Raw genomic sequence first — 16,117 nt, forward strand, 5'->3', positions numbered from 1 at the left:
CTTACTGTTTAATCCAGTATTATTGCACTAACCCAGTGAATTTACCATAGCCTTCCTTTTCCATGTCTGCTAACGGTATAAAGCGGATTGCCGCACTGTTGATGCAGAAGCGAAGCCCGCCCTGGGCAGGAGGTCCGTCATTAAAGACATGACCCAGATGAGAATTTCCTACCCGGCTGCGAACCTCGTTACGCTGCATGCCAAAAGCCTGATCCTGCCGGGTGGTTACTACATCTGGAACCAGGGGTTTTGTAAAACTGGGCCAGCCTGTTCCGGAATCAAACTTGTCAGCGGAACTAAACAACGGCTCATCGGTAACCACATCCACATATAATCCTGGCTCGTGGTTATCCCAATATTCGTTATTGAACGAGGGCTCCGTGGCGTCCTTCTGGGTGACTGCGTACTGAATTCCGGTCAACATAGCCCGAAGTGCAGCGTCCTCTGGTTTGGAATAGAGAGTAGGGTCTACATCTATAAGGTGCTGTTCTTCTAGCGGTGAAAAATCGATATGCGAATAGCCGTTTGGGTTTTTTTCGAGATAGTCCTGATGATATTCCTCAGCTTCATAATAATTTAACAGAGCCAACACTTCAGTCACAATAGGCTTTTCATATTTCGACTGTATATCGGCCATCACGCCTTTAATAATCGGCAAGTCGTTCTCGTCTTGATAATATATTCCGGTGCGGTACTGAGGACCCGCATCATTTCCCTGTCGGTTCATCGAGGTTGGGTCAATGATCCTAAAGTAGTATTCGAGCAGGGTCTTCAAGTCCACCCTGTTAGGATCATAGCGAACGTAGGCTGTTTCGGAATGCCCTGTATTTCCATTACTGACATCGGAATAGGACGGATTTTTCGTGGTACCGTTAGCGTAGCCGACAGTCACATCAGCGACACCGTAGATACGAGACAGGTAGGCCTCTACATCCCAGAAACAGCCACCCGCCAGCCATATTTCCCAAAGTTCTCGGTTCTCATAATGGATGCCCAGATTAGGGTTGGCTGGAAATCTTTTTGCTGATGGGCTAAGCACCGTTTCACTACCGCAACCAGCAATTACTATCGCGCATAGAATCAAGACTGCGGCGATTAAGCACCGGTAAGCCTTATGTTTCACGGTGACCATCCTTTCTATCCATGGTATCTGTATTCATAATGTACGTCAAGTGACTTCGCGAAGGGTTCATTTTTATAGCACACTGCATCATATCGGTCTATTTCATGGTATCTTTTTTCATTGTGTCTTCCTTCATCGTATCTGCCTTCATTGTGTCTTCTTTCATCGTGTCTTCCTTCATTGTGTCTTCTTTCATCGTGTCTTCCTTCATTGTGTCTTCTTTCATCGTGTCTTCCTTCATTGTGTCTTCTTTCATCGTGTCTTCCTTCACTGTATCTTTCTTCATTGAATCGGGCTGTTGAGATATGTTTCCGTTACACCCGCTTAATCCTAGTAACAAAATCGCTATTAAGGTAGACCATAGAAAAGTTTTCAAAACAAAGCACCTCTTTCTTTTTACATTTTTGCCTCCTGTCCATCGGCCATTGGGCATCTCCAACGCAATTGCTGATTTGGCTGGTTTATACTAATTATAGGATTCTTACCGAAATGGAGGAATGGAATGGCATCAGGAAAAACTTGAATTTCTTCAGGTCTTCAGGAATCTTTTCACGAGTAAATCTTACTAACATAGCATGCTTAAATTAGGCGCTTGAAAATGCTTGCTCTCCTTTTTCCTCGTGATCAGGATAGATTTCAACAAAAATACCCTCCTAAAGTAGATGCTTGGTCTACCCTAGGAGGGGCATAAAGATTTTTCTATTTTAGTCCAAAGTAAGGATTACTCACATGATCGCCAATTTCTTTTATTGCCTCTTGGATTAAGTCGCTTATTTCTTTATTCAACTCCGGGGTTAAGGAGTTCTCCACAAGTCTAAAGCTGTTTTCTAATCCTAAGTAAGTAATGATCGTTAAGATATTATCGACTAAAGTCTTGAATTCGACATCCCAAACAAGCTCTATCCAAGATTCAATTCTTTCTTTCGTATCCTTATCGATGAGTTCATAGGTATGCCATTGTCGATCCGCGAGTTCGACTAAGGCCTTTGACGTCTGCAAGGGGTCGATATTACCCAATTGTATAGCTTCATTTAAGACGCTAGTGAAGTATTCACGAATTTCACTTGGCTCCATGTTATCGGGTAAATTTCTTATCTTTATCAAATTCATATCTCCACCACCTGACACTCTAAGAGCTATTTGAAGAGATCCTTAGTCCTCTATTTATGAGGAAAATTTCACCCAGATTCTCAAACGTTATCAATAAGTATATCAATTATTCCTTATCTTTTCACTGTTTTCTGTGGCGAACCTTTTATTTCTTCTGGTGTACTTACAACAGGCGGCATGAGAGTAGTAGTTTGCGGCAAACAAAACGGCCAAGGATAGCTCCTTGACCGCTTCTGCTTTCGATATTAAGAGAATATGTTAGTTGGTGTATCACCCTTCTTTTTATCATTCTTCTTTTTCTTCTTTTCAATGTTCTTAGGACTTTTATCTCCCATTTTGTATACCTCCAATCACTCATTACTCATTACCCCTAGTATTACAAATAAAACATCATTTTATACATAATAGGAGTCGATGAGTTCGAGAGGGAGCGGGTATCTGTAGCCTCAAGAGACGATTTACAAGAGGGTATTTTCACTTTAAACTAAAGGAAACCTTTAGCAATAACTAAATAACGATCCTTGGTATATATACTCTGGAAAGGAGCCCACTATGAACAGCAAAAACTACTCCTCCCTTCCCCGATTTGCACAAGCCTATATAAACCATTTAGGAGTCATTAATAAATCTCCCAATACTCAGAATGCCTATACACTTGAACTTCTTCTTTTTTTCCATTTCCTCTGCGAGTACATGCCAGGTTTCCCTTCTTCCCCTGGTGATTTGTCCCTGACTCAGCTTGAGCAGCTTCAGCATACCGATATCGAAGCCTATCTTAGTTGGGCCAGAACACACCGAAAAAATGGTGTTCGAGCACTCTCACGTAAACAAGCGGTCATTCGCTCCCTCTTTCGCTACCTACTCAGAGAAGATCTAATGACCAAGGATATCACGATCAAACTTGATCCGATTCAAATCACCCAAAAAATACCTAAAGCACTTGAACCCGATCAAATAGCTGACTTAGCCGATATTCTCGAAAGCGGCAAGGGGCTTAGTGAAGGGCAACTCAAATATCACACTTACACCGAAAAAAGGGATTTTGCAATCTTTCTAACATTTATCGGGACCGGGCTACGACTTGCTGAACTTTGCAGTCTAAATCTGCAAAGCATAGACTTCAATAAGGGAAGTTTCGAAGTGGTCCGCAAAGGGAACAAGGAGACCAATATTTACTTCAATCAAGAGATCGCCGAGGCTATCGTAGATTATATAAAAAACGAGCGTTCTCGGTACGCTTTCGACAAACCGGACGCCCTCTTCCTCTCCATCCAGGGAAAGCGCATTAGCAAACGCGCTGTCCAAGACCTTATTAAGAAATATATGGTTGTTCTTCGCAGTGCTGGACATAACACAGAAGGCTTCAGCGCTCATAAATTGCGTTCCACCTTCGCTACACTTCTTCTCCGAGAAACTGAAAATCTCGCGATTGTTCAAGATGCTCTTGGGCATTCAGATCCGAGGACTACGCGAATATACGCTAAGGTTCTCGATGAGCAATTGAGACGAGCGGCCGACACTATAAAGTTCAGGTGAATTTTAAAAAAATCCGCTGTCCTGCGGATTTTTTGTTATGGCAATACTCTTGTTATCGATTAGTCCATTATTCCTAAGGCCGCCTTAGCCTTCTTATCGACATAATCGTTAAATTTGTTCCCACTATGGCCTTTAACCTTCTCGAATACATAAATCCCTTTATACTCATGCATAAGTTTGACATAAGCTTGTGTAAATTCATTCTTCGCTCTCCATTCACCTGTAACCCAAAAAGCAATCCCCGCATAATCATGATGAATCCGAATCTTTGCGCCCAATTGAGCTGCACGTTTAACTGAGTAGAGAGCTGCAGCAATCTCACCGGCTACATTACGCATCACTGCTGCGGCGGGGTTTTTCCCTACATCACTATCCTCGTAAACGACCTCATCCTCCTTTACGAAGGCATAAGCCCAGGAATATCGACCATCGACATAACTTCCGTCTGTGTACACCTCATAATCCGCTAGAAATGAAGTTACGCTAGAAGCAGCGTTTGGTTCTTCAGTAAAGGTTGGGGTGAGTGATTCGCCGTTAAACCACGCTCGCGCCGCGGCTTCACTTTCAAAGGATTTATAGACTGCACCCGAGAATCCGAAAATTGCATTCTTACACTCTGCCCACGACGTGAAAATTCCTTTTTCCCGTCCCTCTCTCACTGCATAGAACTTTGGTTTTTTCGTTGCCATAAATACCTATTCCTCTTTTAATTATTCGAATAACTCATTACTATCACTAAAATGTCCAATTTCCTCTAATTCGATAATCAGTGTTCTTAATCCTTTTTAACCATATACAATACATAAAACAAAACGAAAAAGCAGGACGTCTCCTGCTTTTTTAGTGTTTAGCAAATTATTTCTTTTCAATAACCTCAACCGCTTGCTTTACGATATCTTCCGGAAAATTGACCCCAATGGCTTTGGCTGTATCTTTATTCAAATAAATATGCATCGTGCTCATCGTCCTGGCTGGGATATCGCCTATTTTCTTACCGTTTAAGACCTCGACAGCCATGTCTGCCGTTTCCTTACCCAGAATTGTATAGTTAATTCCTTTCGTTGCCAAACCTCCGTCTCTCACTAAAGAATCCGCGGTGACATAGACCGGCAACTTCGCTTTTATGGCGATTTGGGAAACCGAGAGCATTGCTGTAGCGACAGTATTATCATTGGGAATAAAGATAGCATCCACTTTTCCAACCAGTGAATTGGCTGCTTGTTGAACCTCAGAGGAGCCCGTCACAGGGGCCTCAATGAGGCTTATATTGTTTTTCTTAGTATATTCCTTGAGACTATTAATCACCCATGCCGCATTGGATTCACTTGGGTTGTAGATTGTCCCGATGGTTTTGATATTTGGTGTAATCAGGTTAGCCATTTCCATGACCTTCTCGGCAGATACCGCATTTGACGTACCGGATACATTACCGCCAGGCTTTTCAAAGTTGCTAATAATTCCGGCCCCGATCGGATCGAGAACTGACGAGAACAGGATAGGAATATCCTTGGTTTGACTCACAACAGCTTGAGCAGAAGGAGTTGCTATGGCAATGATAAGATCGTACTTGCCATTCACAAACTTCTGTGCGATAGCCTTAAGGTTCGATTGATCATTCTGGGCGTTCTGATAGTCAATCGTGATATTCTCGCCGTCTTTAAATCCCTTTTCTTTTAACTGGTTTACGATAGATTCTCTGATTTCATTGAGCGAAGGGTGTTCAACAACCTGTATAATCCCAATCTTTTTCTTTGCCTCCTGAGAACTTGTTGCTTTCTCAGTTTTTGGGGAAGCACAAGCTGTCAAGGAAACCATGAGGAGTAAGGTTACTAGACCCGCCATCATTCTTGTTAAGTTCTTTTTCACTGAAGAATCCTCCCTTATACAATAATTGTAAATTGTTCAGGGTTTCTTCTCTGCACTTTCCCATTCACCCGCGGTTATAAATGGGAAATTTAGGATCGTACCCAAATAAATAAACGCCTGCCCTTATGTAAAGGACAGGCGCTATAAACCTGCGGTACCACCTTAATTAATGCATTAAAAATGCATCCTCTTTGCAGAGTGCCATCACACCCTTAGCCCAGTAACGCTGGCTATGCGTCAGTAGCTACTCAAGCCTTAGGCCTTTTCGCCATGCCCTCAGGGGTCCACTTATCCGATCCGTGCCTGCCGAGCTTCCACCAATCTCGACTCTCTCTAAGGTTGGTCTTCGGTTTTACTTCCCCTTCATTGGTTTATATTAAGATACCATTAACGTGGGGAGAATACAATAGCTTTATATCATTTATAATAATTCTACAAATTGAAAGTCTGTTTTATAACAGAACAGTCTCGGTTCATCTTAGCTCTCTGCTATTTTCTTGAGCTCCTGAGCGATCTTATCCAGTAATTTATTCATTTCCTCATCGACATCCATGTTCTCACTATTACACCACTCGCCCCAAAATCCTTCGTTATCCGTGAAGATCCGATAGAGTGGGATTTTCTCTTTGTTCATAATCTCCTTAGCCTCATCAGGCAAGGTATCACTAATCTGAGTTGCTAAAGCCATCGCCATGCAAATCGTTTCTTCGGAATTCGTAAGTGTGTCTATGGTTTCGAAGCCTACACCTGAGGGTGAACTTTGGTCATAGAAAAAGCTCATAATCTGATGTTCATGGGTTTCTTCCAAGGGGATACCCTCCTCATACCTGCTTTTCTATTAGCATACCCTTTCTGTGCTCATTTCACTCAACGTGCTCAGACTCACCTTTTTTTACAGAACCAGCTGATCCCCTAGACTCCCGCCTCAGAATGTGGGTGTCCCGTTTTCTCTACGAGATGCTCCGAGAACTATCTTAAAATCTCCAGTGTATAAGATATACCCATACCTAATGAGCCGACGAGGCCAAAATAAAGAATAGCAAATTGGACTCTTTCCTTAAAGGGAACTTCATAGTAAACCTTGAGCTCAGCCCTGTTCTTCCAAAGCTTATAGACCTGGGCTAATCCGAGGAGGACGATAAGCATCATGATGGGGTTGAAGGAGAGAATCATTAGGTAGACTAAGACAGGGATCCCGATGAGCCAGAGATAAGGTGACACAGCCGAGACGATACGACCACCGTCGAGGGGGTGAACAGGCAGTAGGTTAAATATGTTCAGGAGAAATCCGGTGTAAGCCAAGACAGCGGCGAGCTCATAACCTGTTGCCCAATACACCATGAGACAGGCGACGGCAGCCATACTTCCAAAGAGAGGCCCCCCATAGCCGACTTGTGCCTCCATGACCGCATCCTTTGGCGACTCTTTCATCCCAATTAAAGCTCCGACAAAAGGAATAAACACGGGACCAGACACTGCAAGCCCTACTCGTTTGGCAATAACATAGTGTCCCATTTCATGGACAAAAAGTAACCCTACGATCCCAATCGCATACTTATAACCGTAGATTGCAGCGTAGATCCCTATCGTTACAACCATCGACAGGGCAGTAGCGGCAAACTTCCCAACCTTTAAGAAGATCAGAAGAAATTTGAGTTTGGATAACACAAAGATAAGTATGAACTTTCCCTTCATTAGAGCGGCAAGTAAGAAAGCAAGTATAGCGAATAAGCCTTTTTTCTTGCCCTCCTTCGGTATGGGGGTATCTTCATAGGTTAACGGGGAACGTTCAGATTCCTCTTTCTCATTGTTTGGATTCATCCCATCATAATTCATGATTTTTCTTCCCCTCCAGCCTGTCAGCAAAATTCTAATCTTCTCTACTGACGATTCGCTATCAAGAGTTTGTCTTCCTCTTTCACTTTCAGAAACCCATCAGCTCCAAAATTCATCGAGTATAGGGTGAATTTGCTCCGTATCTCCGACATACTGAACGGGTTTCCACTCCTTCGGAAATAACTTCTTATAGGCTGTCCGTGAAAAGCGCTCATCGATGAGGAGAACGACCCCTCGGTCCTTTTCAGTCCGAATAACACGACCGACGGCTTGAAGTACCTTATTCATCCCCGGGTACATATATGCAAATTCAAAGCCCAATCGATGACTTGTATCAAAGTGAGAACGGATAATCTCTCGTTCCGGCCCAATCTGAGGAAGTCCGACACCGACAATAATTGCACCTGAGAGACGATCTCCTGTCAGATCGACCCCCTCACCGAAGATCCCTCCCATCAGTGCGAAGCCGACCAAAGTCTCTGCTGGATCCGACTGAAAGGCTTCGAGAAATTCCTCTCGAGCTTCTTCAGTCATTCCGATGGTCTGAGAAAGGACACGAAGCTCTGAGCAGAGCCCCTGAAATCTTTGAAGGACTTCATGCAGGTAATCATAGGAGGGAAAATAGACGAGATAATTCCCTGTCTTGGCCTGAACGACTGCTGCTATGGCTTCTGCCACCTCGCCCATCGTGGACGCCCTCTGATTATATTTTGTGGAAATATGATTATGAACCATAAGGCATAGATTTTCGGAGGGGAAAGGAGAACCCAATTTCAATTTATAAGATGTCATCTCTCCGCCAAGAATCTGAATAAAATACTCGATCGGACTGAGAGTAGCGGAAAAAAGGACTGCAGCCCGTCCCCTGTCTAGCCCTTCGGCGAGGCGTTTTGACGGGTCGACACAGAACAGCTTCACGACAAACTCCTGCTCTGAATTCCGATAATAGGTTACATAATGCTCATCATAGCTCTCTGCGGTCCGCAGAAAGCCTAGCGTTTTAAAATACAGCTCTGTGAGTCTCTCCATCCAGGCAGCAGGAGATTCTTCCTTCTTAAAAACCTTCTCAGCCTCTTTCAGAAACTTCTCCAAGGAGGAATACAAGGAGGTTGGAGCTTCTTTCTCAACCTCTAACCCTTTCTTCCTCAGTTTTACCAGGTGATTGTTTACGGTCTGAAGCCGTTTAGCCAAGGTCGTCTCGTCCTCTTGCACCACATATTTCAGGTGGAGAAATTCCTCTTTCTTAAGCTCTGCAGAAAACATCTCCCGAGCTCGATCCACGAGGTTATGAGCTTCATCGACTAAAAAGGTATAGTCCCCACCCTCCAGGAAAAAGCGTTTGAGATACACCCGAGGATCGAAGACATAATTGTAATCACAAATAATGAAATCTGCCCAATTCGCCAGATCCAGGGAGAATTCAAAAGGACAAACTGCATGGTCCTGAGCACATTGTTCGATATGCTCTCGATCCCAGGCGTCACCTTTAAACATTTCTTCGATAGCCTGGCCTACACGATCATAATATCCTTTGGCATAACGGCATTCTTCAGGGGTGCAGGCACTTTCCGGACAAAAACAAATCTTATCTTTTGCAGTAAGTGTTAATCGCTTGAGGGATAATCCTTGACTCTGTAACGTGGCCAAGGACTTTTCAGCTACGGTTCGGGTCATTGTCTTAGCTGTGAGATAAAACACGGGAGTGCCTAATCCTTCGGCGAGTGATTTTAAGGCGGGAAATATTGTGCCAAAGGTTTTCCCAATTCCCGTAGGTGCTTGGGCATAAAGCCTTTTCCCTTCCTTTATCGTCTTGTAAGCAGCTACGACGAGTTCGCGTTGACCAGGCCGATAAGATGGGTAGGGAAATTGAAGGTCCCCAATACTCGTATTTCTTAATTCAGCCCAGGAGGACATTCGTCTTGCCCAGGCCAAGTAGTGCTGAACGAGATTCAAGAAGAACTCTTCTAACTCCTCAAAGGAGTGAACTCTCGCAAACGTCTTCGTATCATGGCTATCCAAATGAATATAGGTGAGCTGGACTTCCACTTGAGTTAACTTTTCTTGTTCTGCCAATATATAAGCATAGCACTGAGCTTGCGCCCAGTGCAAAAGGCTAAAGGATTCATCAATGAGTTCTAAATCGAGCGTCGTCGACTTGATTTCTTCGATACAAATCCCTGATTCTTTTTTAAATAACCCATCCGCTCGGCCATGGATTTCAAGAATAAAATCATCTTGGTGATAGGTGATCCGTAAGGTCACTTCAGGCTGATACTCTGAACCTCGTTTTTTCTGAAGGAATTGATGAGCATGAATTCCCTCTACCATCCTGGAGCCTCCGGTGATGCCAGTCTGTAAATCACCCTGCCTTAACACGAACTCAACTAAGGTCCGAACGGATACTCGCTGTTTAATCTCACTCAACTTTTATGCTCCCGTTTTAGTGAACTCGGTTAAATCCTTTACTCCTTGGTAGATGAGGTTGAACAACTCTTCAAGATCTTGCTCTTCTACACAGGAAAACGCAACACGCACATCGCTTTCTCCCAGGGCAATAATCCCTACCCCATACTGATCTAAGAGGTGGTTCCGTAGCACTTCAGCCTTTACTTTTTTCAGCTTCATACACATGAAATATCCCGAATTAAAAGGATAGTAATCCCACGCCTCTTGGAATGTATCGTTATTAAGGATTTCCTTGACCTTCAAGGCTCTTCCTTCCAGGATCCTGTACTTTTCCTCTTTTTGCTCCTTAAAATCAGGAGATTGAAGGGCATGGAGCACAAAGGTCTGAGCAGGATGAGAAGAGTTAGAGATTGTTCCGCGGATAATGCCCATCGCTTTATTTTCTAAAGCTTTGCACACAGCTTCGCTCGCATCGGCAAACGTAATGAATCCTACGCGGAAACCCCAGACATATTCCTCTTTTGTAGGGCCATCCACCTTAATCGCCAAAATCCTAGGGTGAAGATTTGCAATCCGGCCAAAGAGTGATTCTTTAATAGAATCTTCATAGAAGAGTCCAAAGTAGGCATCATCTGTGACGACCGCAAGATTAATTCCCTGATCAGCGACCTCCTTGAGTGCCTCTACGATAGCCTGGGCTTCTTCTTCCACGGGGGTATATCCCGTAGGGTTGTTCGGAAAGTTAAGCAGCAAGACTGCCTTACCCTGCTCCTTCTGAGCGAGGAGTGCTTCCTTCATTCCCTCAGTATTGAAGTGCCCCCCCTCGGTAAAGAAGGAGAAGGTTCGGATTTTCGAAGCTCGACGGATACCAAAGATCAGGTTATAGTTACCCCACATCTTATCGGGAAGGACCAGGGTGTCCTGAGGATTTAAGAAGAGATCCGCGACGACACTTAAGCCATGGGTCAAGGCATTTGTGACGATAGGCTGACTGAAGGTTTTCCCATCTAGAGATGGATTTTCTACCAGCATTTTTTCACGCCAGGCCTTCCTTAATTCCGGCTTTCCAGCTGGAGGGGCATATGTATAAATATCCTTCGGATCATAGGCAGCCAACGTATCCTGAATCACAGATAAGTACATGGGGTGACCTTGCTCCGTTGCCATTCCTATAGTCGCATTAAAGCGATGGGCTTTCTGTTTGGCTTCATCGGTTTGAGTGAGAATACCTTTGGGAAAATATATCTCCTTGCCTAGGTCGGACAGTAATTCATAAACATATGGGCTCTCTTTTAGAATCTGACCCTTTAACTCTTGCGCTATTTCATGCATTAAGCTATCTTCCTTTCGAATTGCATCAAATCCATATATATTATAGGGTATTCAGAGAATAAACTCATTGTTTTCTCCTGAAAAAATGATTTTTTTACTACAATATTCGCTATAATTTATTCGAGATAAAATTCTAAGTTCCTCCCCTAAATTTGTGAGTATATAGAATACATGATTAATACAAAAACGGCCGCTGAATAAGCAACCGTCTGTTAATTTTAAGAAAGAGGTCTTGACATCTGCTTTTCTTGTAGACCGCTCTGTCCATCATAGTGACGTTCGAGGACTTGGATTCCCTGCGTTGTCTCTTCAAGTAAAATCTGCTCTGTATACTCTTCTTGAAAGCCTGATAACACTCGGACGACTTGACCTCGTGTCATGATTCCCATGGAATCCACTTGAACTTCTTCCCCTATTTGGGCGGTTTCTTCCGTAGCTATAGGGATTAAGGCATACTTTTCATTGGCGACGATCACTTCATATCCCGTTCGATTCTGATAGTATTCATCTCCGGATCGAGCAAGTTGGTCGATTTCAAGAAATTTCGTGACCGGATTAATAAGATTCGTAGCCATCTTCAGGCCCCCCTATTTTTACTTCAAAATGAGCATGTTCCAAAATCCCCGTTAAGACATCTAAGGGAGTAGTTGCCACTTCGCGGTACATACGATGCGTATAGAGATGGTGAACATTAGGGAGTTCTTGATTGAGCAATTTACGGATTTTTTCGCCGGAATCATCTGCATCGACGAGTAGGTAGATTTCAGCCTCTTCAAGCTGGGTCGCCCATTCTTCCAGCTTCTCATAACTCATCGTCCCATAGCTACATAATATTTCAACGGGTTCATCCAAAATTTCCTTAAGTCGTTCTTTATCTGTTTTCCCTTCAACGATAATCACCTTCGACATAATTCACATCCCTAATCTTTTTACAGTAAACTTGGCTGGAGCCTAAAAGGTCCATTAAGTTTTTCGCACGATTTAGCCAATGACTCAGGCGACAGCATAGTTACCCTTATGCACCCTGATAGTATACTTTCTGATATGCTAATTTTAGCCTTTGCGAACGCTTGTTGAATTATGCGTATTGCGCTTGCCGAATTATGCGCATTATTAATAGCAGTAACAATCGCATCAGTTGTTCTAATCCTACTTGCTATAATCTCCTCTTTTACTGAACTGGTCCATCGACGATTACCGATCGATTCACCTGCTAGGTTTATTACTACGTCAATTTGCTCCAGTTTTCTAATCGAAGATATAGGGGAAAGATTGTCCCATTCTATTACTTGAATTTCATTTCCTAAGCGGTTGGCAGTTTTTTGAGGATTTCTCGTTGCATCGTGCCCACAGACTGAGACAGCGCCCGGATGGCGCTGCCTTAAACAATCACGCAATAATCACATAGTAGAATATAAGAATAATTGGACTGCTAAATCAACTGTGCATTATGCTAAATATGTTCATTATTTAATACCTAAGCTTATTACGAAATAGCCCTTTTTAGCTTTCTCGCAGTTTCATTCATGTGCGTATTATCAGTACCACAGCACCCCCCAAAGATTTTGATATTAAAGTTTTTATATAACTCTAGCATACCCGTTGCAAAACTATATGCATCTGAAGTTTTTAACTCAAGACTAATATCCAATAATTCTGGTGATAAAGAAGAAGTATTCGCTTGAATTCCCTTAAATCTTTCTTCAACAATAGTTGTTTTATTATAGATTTGCGATAATGCTTTAAAAACAACCGTCGGATGAACACAATTAGTCATAAAGCAGAGAGGCTTTCTATTTGTTGAACTATCAATTGTCACTATAGCTTCATGAATTGTTGTACCATCTATTAATTTGCCATCTTCTCTTATCATAAAGCTAATAATATAGGGTAAACCTGTATTTTCCATTGCTCTTGCCATACCTATAGCTTCAGATAAAGCGGGCATAATACCTGCATATAAAAAATCCGCTTTAGCCTCCGCAAACAAACCAGCTTGCCAAGAATGAAATTCAAATGCTTCGTTTTCAGATAAAACTTCATCAGCTTTATAAGCATCGCCTTTACACCCCATAAGCCCACCAATATATACTTCAGAAAGAAAGTTATTCTTTATTTCATGCAAGAATGAAACGTTGTCATAAATAATATTCTTATTAAATTTAGATTGTGAAACACGTTCTTTATTTGCTCTTCGAGTGGGTGTTGTTATCATAATAGGGAAATTATACTGCGTTGATATTTTTATATATTGACCAAATAACTCTTTGAGTGCTTGCTTAGATTTTTCATTGTTAATATGACCAGCAAGAGCAACAATTTCATCATAAGGAATATCATATTCTCTTTTTAAACGTTCTCCCAATGCACCTTCCATCAAAATAATCGGAGAACTGTTATAGCAACTTTCAAAATCCATTTTATTTTCCATAGTCTATCTCCTTAACTTACTTATGACGCATAATCCTCCCTATAATATCTTGTGATTTTCTTCAGTTTTCTCTTGTTTTCATAGAATTTCTAACTTGCCAAAATAACTCACCATGGATAGAATTCGCATAGAATGCATAATTCAGAGAAACTGAGTATGGCAAAGCCAACGTCTGCTGTTTTTTATATGTTGGCCGTTGTAAACCCACTATACTCACGGTGGTAAACCTCCCATGTCTAACAGGGTCAAGATTATTACATCTGCCCTAAATTCCTTCGTTCCACCTATCCATGATTGGGTGTCAGTAATGCTACAAGACCGAGTCTTTGCTCTAATGGATAATATGTTGACTGACTACCAGCTCTTTTGTCTTGCTAGATTATGATCTGAGTACATTCTGTGGTGACGCCTACCAACAGAACTGTTTACTTTTGCGTTTTCTGTTATGCTGCTAAATACTCAACGGGACGATGAATGTCATTAATTAGTTTTTGCGGGTCGTAGTCTATGCCTTTCGTTAATATTGCATAGAATACCCGAATCAGTTTACAGCTTAAGGCGATTAGCGATTGTTTCTTCTTTAGAGGATTCTTTTTCCTGGTCGTGTAATAGTTGTGTATCTCTGCAAACTCTGTGTTGTTAGCGACTAGGGGCATCACCGCTTGAAATAGAATTGCCCGCAGTCGCGCTCGCCCCCGTTTGCTGATCGTGGTCTGTCCTTTGTGCTTGCCCGAGCTACTTTCTCGCAAGGCTAAGCCTGCAAGTTTTTGGATCTGCTTTGGAGAATTAAAGCGTCTAATGTCTCCAACCTCAGAGAGAAATCCAGCGACTGTAACAAGACCCACACCTTTAATTTCAAGCAGCTTTGCTACTTCTGGTATTTGCCTGCACAACTCATCGATGACCTCTGTGACAGATTGATATTGTGCCGCTTTATTGTGATAGTCTTGGAGTAATAGCTTGATTTCCATTCGGGAACAAGACTCTCCTTCGGTGCAGCCAATACTCTCTTGAGCAGCTTCATACAGGCTCTTAGCCCTTTTCATACCCACTGCCCTCAGTTTGTTGTCTCTCCAAATTCGGTTTATTCCTTCTGCTCCAAGTTTTTCAATATCGCTGGGTAGCGGGGCTTCTTGTAGTACCAGCATGCTACTTGTGGTATCAAACTTTCCAAACACCGTTTCATGCTCGGGAAAGTATATTTTAAGCCACCGCTGAATGCGATTTTTTATGCTGTTCATGTCTTTTTGTATACGCATTCTGCAAGCCGTCGCTATTCGCAGTTCTGCGAATACCCCTTCCGGAATGTAAGGCTCATTGTATCTACCCTCAATTACCAGCTTTGCGATAGTTTTGGGATCTTTGGCATCAGTTTTACTCGGGTGATTGTCATCAAGTTCTTTACTACGCTTTACGTGGAATGGGTTTACCAGGACTAGTTTGATGCTTTGTTCTTTTAGGTATGATGCTAGACCAAACCAGTAATGGCCGGTTGGCTCTGCACCTACCAATATGAAGTCCTTTCGTGTCTTCTTTTTTAGCCGTTCAATCCAAGCATTGAAGTCCTTGAATCCCTCTGCACTGTTTGTAAACTTGAAGACTTTGCCTAACTCTACTCCTCGCCAGTCGAAAGCTCTGGCATAATGAAGTTCGCTGGCTATGTCCACGCCGATGACGATACTATTTTCAGATAGTTGATTTAGTTTCTCATTTTGTGTAAAATTCACCTGGATGACCTCCGTTATTTTTTGATTGGATCTGTTGGCCAACAGTCCGTCCTCTCAAAGTTTAACGTGAGGTCATCTTTTTTTCAAAGTTCATTTTTGTTTCTTACAGGAATGCTACAAGTGCGCACTACCAAATTCCGTGATCCGCGCATGGACGCCGCGGCCTTTGCGTACGGTTTCGGATAACGTTCAGGAATTCCCGCAGCGTCCCAATCACATACATCATCCTCTAGTTGCGGGGAATTCTGTGTTATCGGAAGTCGGAAACTCCCCAAATTCTGCAATAAAAATGAAAGGCAAACTATATCTGTCAGCCTCATGTTGCTATATAATATTCTCTTTAGGTTCCTCAACCTCTGGGCAAGAATTATAGAGTTCTTCTGGGTCTAAGTCTAAGCAATTATTCGGGTCAAACTTTCCCGATAAATCCCATGCCAATGTATCATTTAATACAGTGCATGAATTCTTAAATACATCAATGTTTTGGAGCTGCTGAAAGACACCCTTCTGAATAAGCTCCGAAGCATCATATAACTTAATCTTCCCATCCGCAAAATAAATATATACTTTATGATCATCTGTTGGCATTACCTGGACAACTTTATGAAACATACATGGCACCTCCCTTTAAATCAAAGGATTTATCTTCATAAATTGATTATTTCCTTCACCATTCTCCCAATTTACTATCAACTCATCTTTATGAATTTCACACCACGCAAGCACTAGTGGGAACTCTGTGTTAGACGA

At 42.5% G+C, this 16,117-nt stretch carries 15 protein-coding genes, 1 pseudogene and 1 other annotated feature; of the genes and pseudogenes, 1 reads left to right on the forward strand and 15 read right to left on the reverse strand.

Annotation, left to right across the window (positions count from 1 at the left end):
- Nucleotides 1-19: 19 nt before the first annotated feature.
- From msrB to ACZ42W_RS13815, 3 genes are all read right to left on the reverse strand, one after another.
- Complete coding sequence (msrB, locus tag ACZ42W_RS13805) at nucleotides 20-1,123, reverse strand: peptide-methionine (R)-S-oxide reductase MsrB (protein WP_464165930.1); 1,104 nt, start codon at nucleotides 1,121-1,123, stop codon at nucleotides 20-22.
- 97 nt (nucleotides 1,124-1,220) lie between these two features.
- Nucleotides 1,221-1,499 (reverse strand): pentapeptide MXKDX repeat protein, encoded by a 279-nt coding sequence (locus ACZ42W_RS13810; RefSeq protein ID WP_464165931.1) that lies wholly within the window; start codon nucleotides 1,497-1,499, stop codon nucleotides 1,221-1,223.
- Nucleotides 1,500-1,822: 323 nt separating this feature from the next.
- On the reverse strand, nucleotides 1,823-2,233 hold the full coding sequence (locus tag ACZ42W_RS13815; RefSeq protein WP_464165932.1) for a hypothetical protein: 411 nt from the start codon (nucleotides 2,231-2,233) through the stop codon (nucleotides 1,823-1,825).
- A gap of 552 nt (nucleotides 2,234-2,785) precedes the next feature.
- On the opposite strand from ACZ42W_RS13815, the gene ACZ42W_RS13820 reads away from it, so the two are divergent.
- The gene (locus ACZ42W_RS13820; protein ID WP_464165933.1) at nucleotides 2,786-3,769 is read left to right on the forward strand and encodes a tyrosine-type recombinase/integrase; all 984 of its coding nucleotides are present in this window, start codon (nucleotides 2,786-2,788) and stop codon (nucleotides 3,767-3,769) included.
- A gap of 59 nt (nucleotides 3,770-3,828) precedes the next feature.
- On the opposite strand, the gene ACZ42W_RS13825 is transcribed toward ACZ42W_RS13820, so the two are convergent.
- The 12 genes and pseudogenes from ACZ42W_RS13825 to ACZ42W_RS13880 all read right to left on the reverse strand — a co-directional run bounded on the left by ACZ42W_RS13825 (nucleotide 3,829) and on the right by ACZ42W_RS13880 (nucleotide 15,979).
- Complete coding sequence (locus tag ACZ42W_RS13825; RefSeq protein ID WP_464165934.1) at nucleotides 3,829-4,458, reverse strand: ribonuclease H1 domain-containing protein; 630 nt, start codon at nucleotides 4,456-4,458, stop codon at nucleotides 3,829-3,831.
- 166 nt (nucleotides 4,459-4,624) lie between these two features.
- A complete protein-coding gene (locus tag ACZ42W_RS13830) occupies nucleotides 4,625-5,635 on the reverse strand; it encodes an ABC transporter substrate-binding protein (protein WP_464165935.1) in 1,011 nt (336 codons plus the stop codon).
- Between the two features lie 127 nt (nucleotides 5,636-5,762).
- Nucleotides 5,763-6,011 (reverse strand) — a binding site (T-box leader).
- A gap of 102 nt (nucleotides 6,012-6,113) precedes the next feature.
- On the reverse strand, nucleotides 6,114-6,443 hold the full coding sequence (locus ACZ42W_RS13835; RefSeq protein ID WP_464165936.1) for a hypothetical protein: 330 nt from the start codon (nucleotides 6,441-6,443) through the stop codon (nucleotides 6,114-6,116).
- Between the two features lie 161 nt (nucleotides 6,444-6,604).
- A complete protein-coding gene (locus ACZ42W_RS13840; RefSeq protein WP_464171005.1) occupies nucleotides 6,605-7,330 on the reverse strand; it encodes a site-2 protease family protein in 726 nt (241 codons plus the stop codon).
- A gap of 240 nt (nucleotides 7,331-7,570) precedes the next feature.
- Nucleotides 7,571-9,799, reverse strand: a complete 2,229-nt coding sequence (locus tag ACZ42W_RS13845; protein WP_464171007.1) for an ATP-dependent DNA helicase — start codon at nucleotides 9,797-9,799, stop codon at nucleotides 7,571-7,573.
- Between the two features lie 99 nt (nucleotides 9,800-9,898).
- A complete protein-coding gene (locus ACZ42W_RS13850) occupies nucleotides 9,899-11,209 on the reverse strand; it encodes an aminotransferase class I/II-fold pyridoxal phosphate-dependent enzyme (protein WP_464165937.1) in 1,311 nt (436 codons plus the stop codon).
- Nucleotides 11,210-11,427: 218 nt separating this feature from the next.
- Nucleotides 11,428-11,784, reverse strand: a complete 357-nt coding sequence (locus ACZ42W_RS13855) for a hypothetical protein (RefSeq protein WP_464165938.1) — start codon at nucleotides 11,782-11,784, stop codon at nucleotides 11,428-11,430.
- Entirely contained in the window at nucleotides 11,765-12,118 is a 354-nt protein-coding gene (locus ACZ42W_RS13860; RefSeq protein ID WP_464165939.1) for a toprim domain-containing protein, read from the reverse strand. Before ACZ42W_RS13860 ends, ACZ42W_RS13855 begins: the two co-directional genes overlap by 20 nt.
- A 200-nt stretch (nucleotides 12,119-12,318) precedes the next feature.
- Nucleotides 12,319-12,546 (reverse strand): annotated as a pseudogene (locus ACZ42W_RS13865) (TIGR01777 family oxidoreductase); the annotation flags it as partial.
- Nucleotides 12,547-12,695: 149 nt separating this feature from the next.
- Nucleotides 12,696-13,628, reverse strand: coding sequence for a homocysteine S-methyltransferase family protein (locus ACZ42W_RS13870; protein WP_464171009.1), 933 nt, complete (start codon nucleotides 13,626-13,628; stop codon nucleotides 12,696-12,698).
- Nucleotides 13,629-14,083: 455 nt separating this feature from the next.
- Nucleotides 14,084-15,367, reverse strand: a complete 1,284-nt coding sequence (locus ACZ42W_RS13875) for an IS110 family RNA-guided transposase (protein WP_464165940.1) — start codon at nucleotides 15,365-15,367, stop codon at nucleotides 14,084-14,086.
- A gap of 324 nt (nucleotides 15,368-15,691) precedes the next feature.
- Nucleotides 15,692-15,979, reverse strand: a complete 288-nt coding sequence (locus ACZ42W_RS13880) for a DUF2442 domain-containing protein (RefSeq protein ID WP_464165941.1) — start codon at nucleotides 15,977-15,979, stop codon at nucleotides 15,692-15,694.
- Between the last annotated feature and the right edge of the window lie 138 nt (nucleotides 15,980-16,117).

Source organism: Desulfitobacterium elongatum (assembly GCF_055378975.1).

Bases quoted from the DNA above. Each gene is read 5' to 3' on its own strand.
- ACZ42W_RS13815 (WP_464165932.1), bottom strand. From the start codon at position 2,233: ATGAATTTGATAAAGATAAGAAATTTACCCGATAACATGGAGCCAAGT.
- ACZ42W_RS13820 (WP_464165933.1), top strand. From the start codon at position 2,786: ATGAACAGCAAAAACTACTCCTCCCTTCCCCGATTTGCACAAGCCTAT.
- ACZ42W_RS13825 (WP_464165934.1), bottom strand. From the start codon at position 4,458: ATGGCAACGAAAAAACCAAAGTTCTATGCAGTGAGAGAGGGACGGGAA.
- ACZ42W_RS13840 (WP_464171005.1), bottom strand. From the start codon at position 7,330: ATGAAGGGAAAGTTCATACTTATCTTTGTGTTATCCAAACTCAAATTT.
- ACZ42W_RS13845 (WP_464171007.1), bottom strand. From the start codon at position 9,799: ATGGTAGAGGGAATTCATGCTCATCAATTCCTTCAGAAAAAACGAGGT.
- ACZ42W_RS13850 (WP_464165937.1), bottom strand. From the start codon at position 11,209: ATGCATGAAATAGCGCAAGAGTTAAAGGGTCAGATTCTAAAAGAGAGC.
- ACZ42W_RS13855 (WP_464165938.1), bottom strand. From the start codon at position 11,784: ATGGCTACGAATCTTATTAATCCGGTCACGAAATTTCTTGAAATCGAC.
- ACZ42W_RS13860 (WP_464165939.1), bottom strand. From the start codon at position 12,118: ATGTCGAAGGTGATTATCGTTGAAGGGAAAACAGATAAAGAACGACTT.
- ACZ42W_RS13870 (WP_464171009.1), bottom strand. From the start codon at position 13,628: ATGGATTTTGAAAGTTGCTATAACAGTTCTCCGATTATTTTGATGGAA.
- ACZ42W_RS13880 (WP_464165941.1), bottom strand. From the start codon at position 15,979: ATGTTTCATAAAGTTGTCCAGGTAATGCCAACAGATGATCATAAAGTA.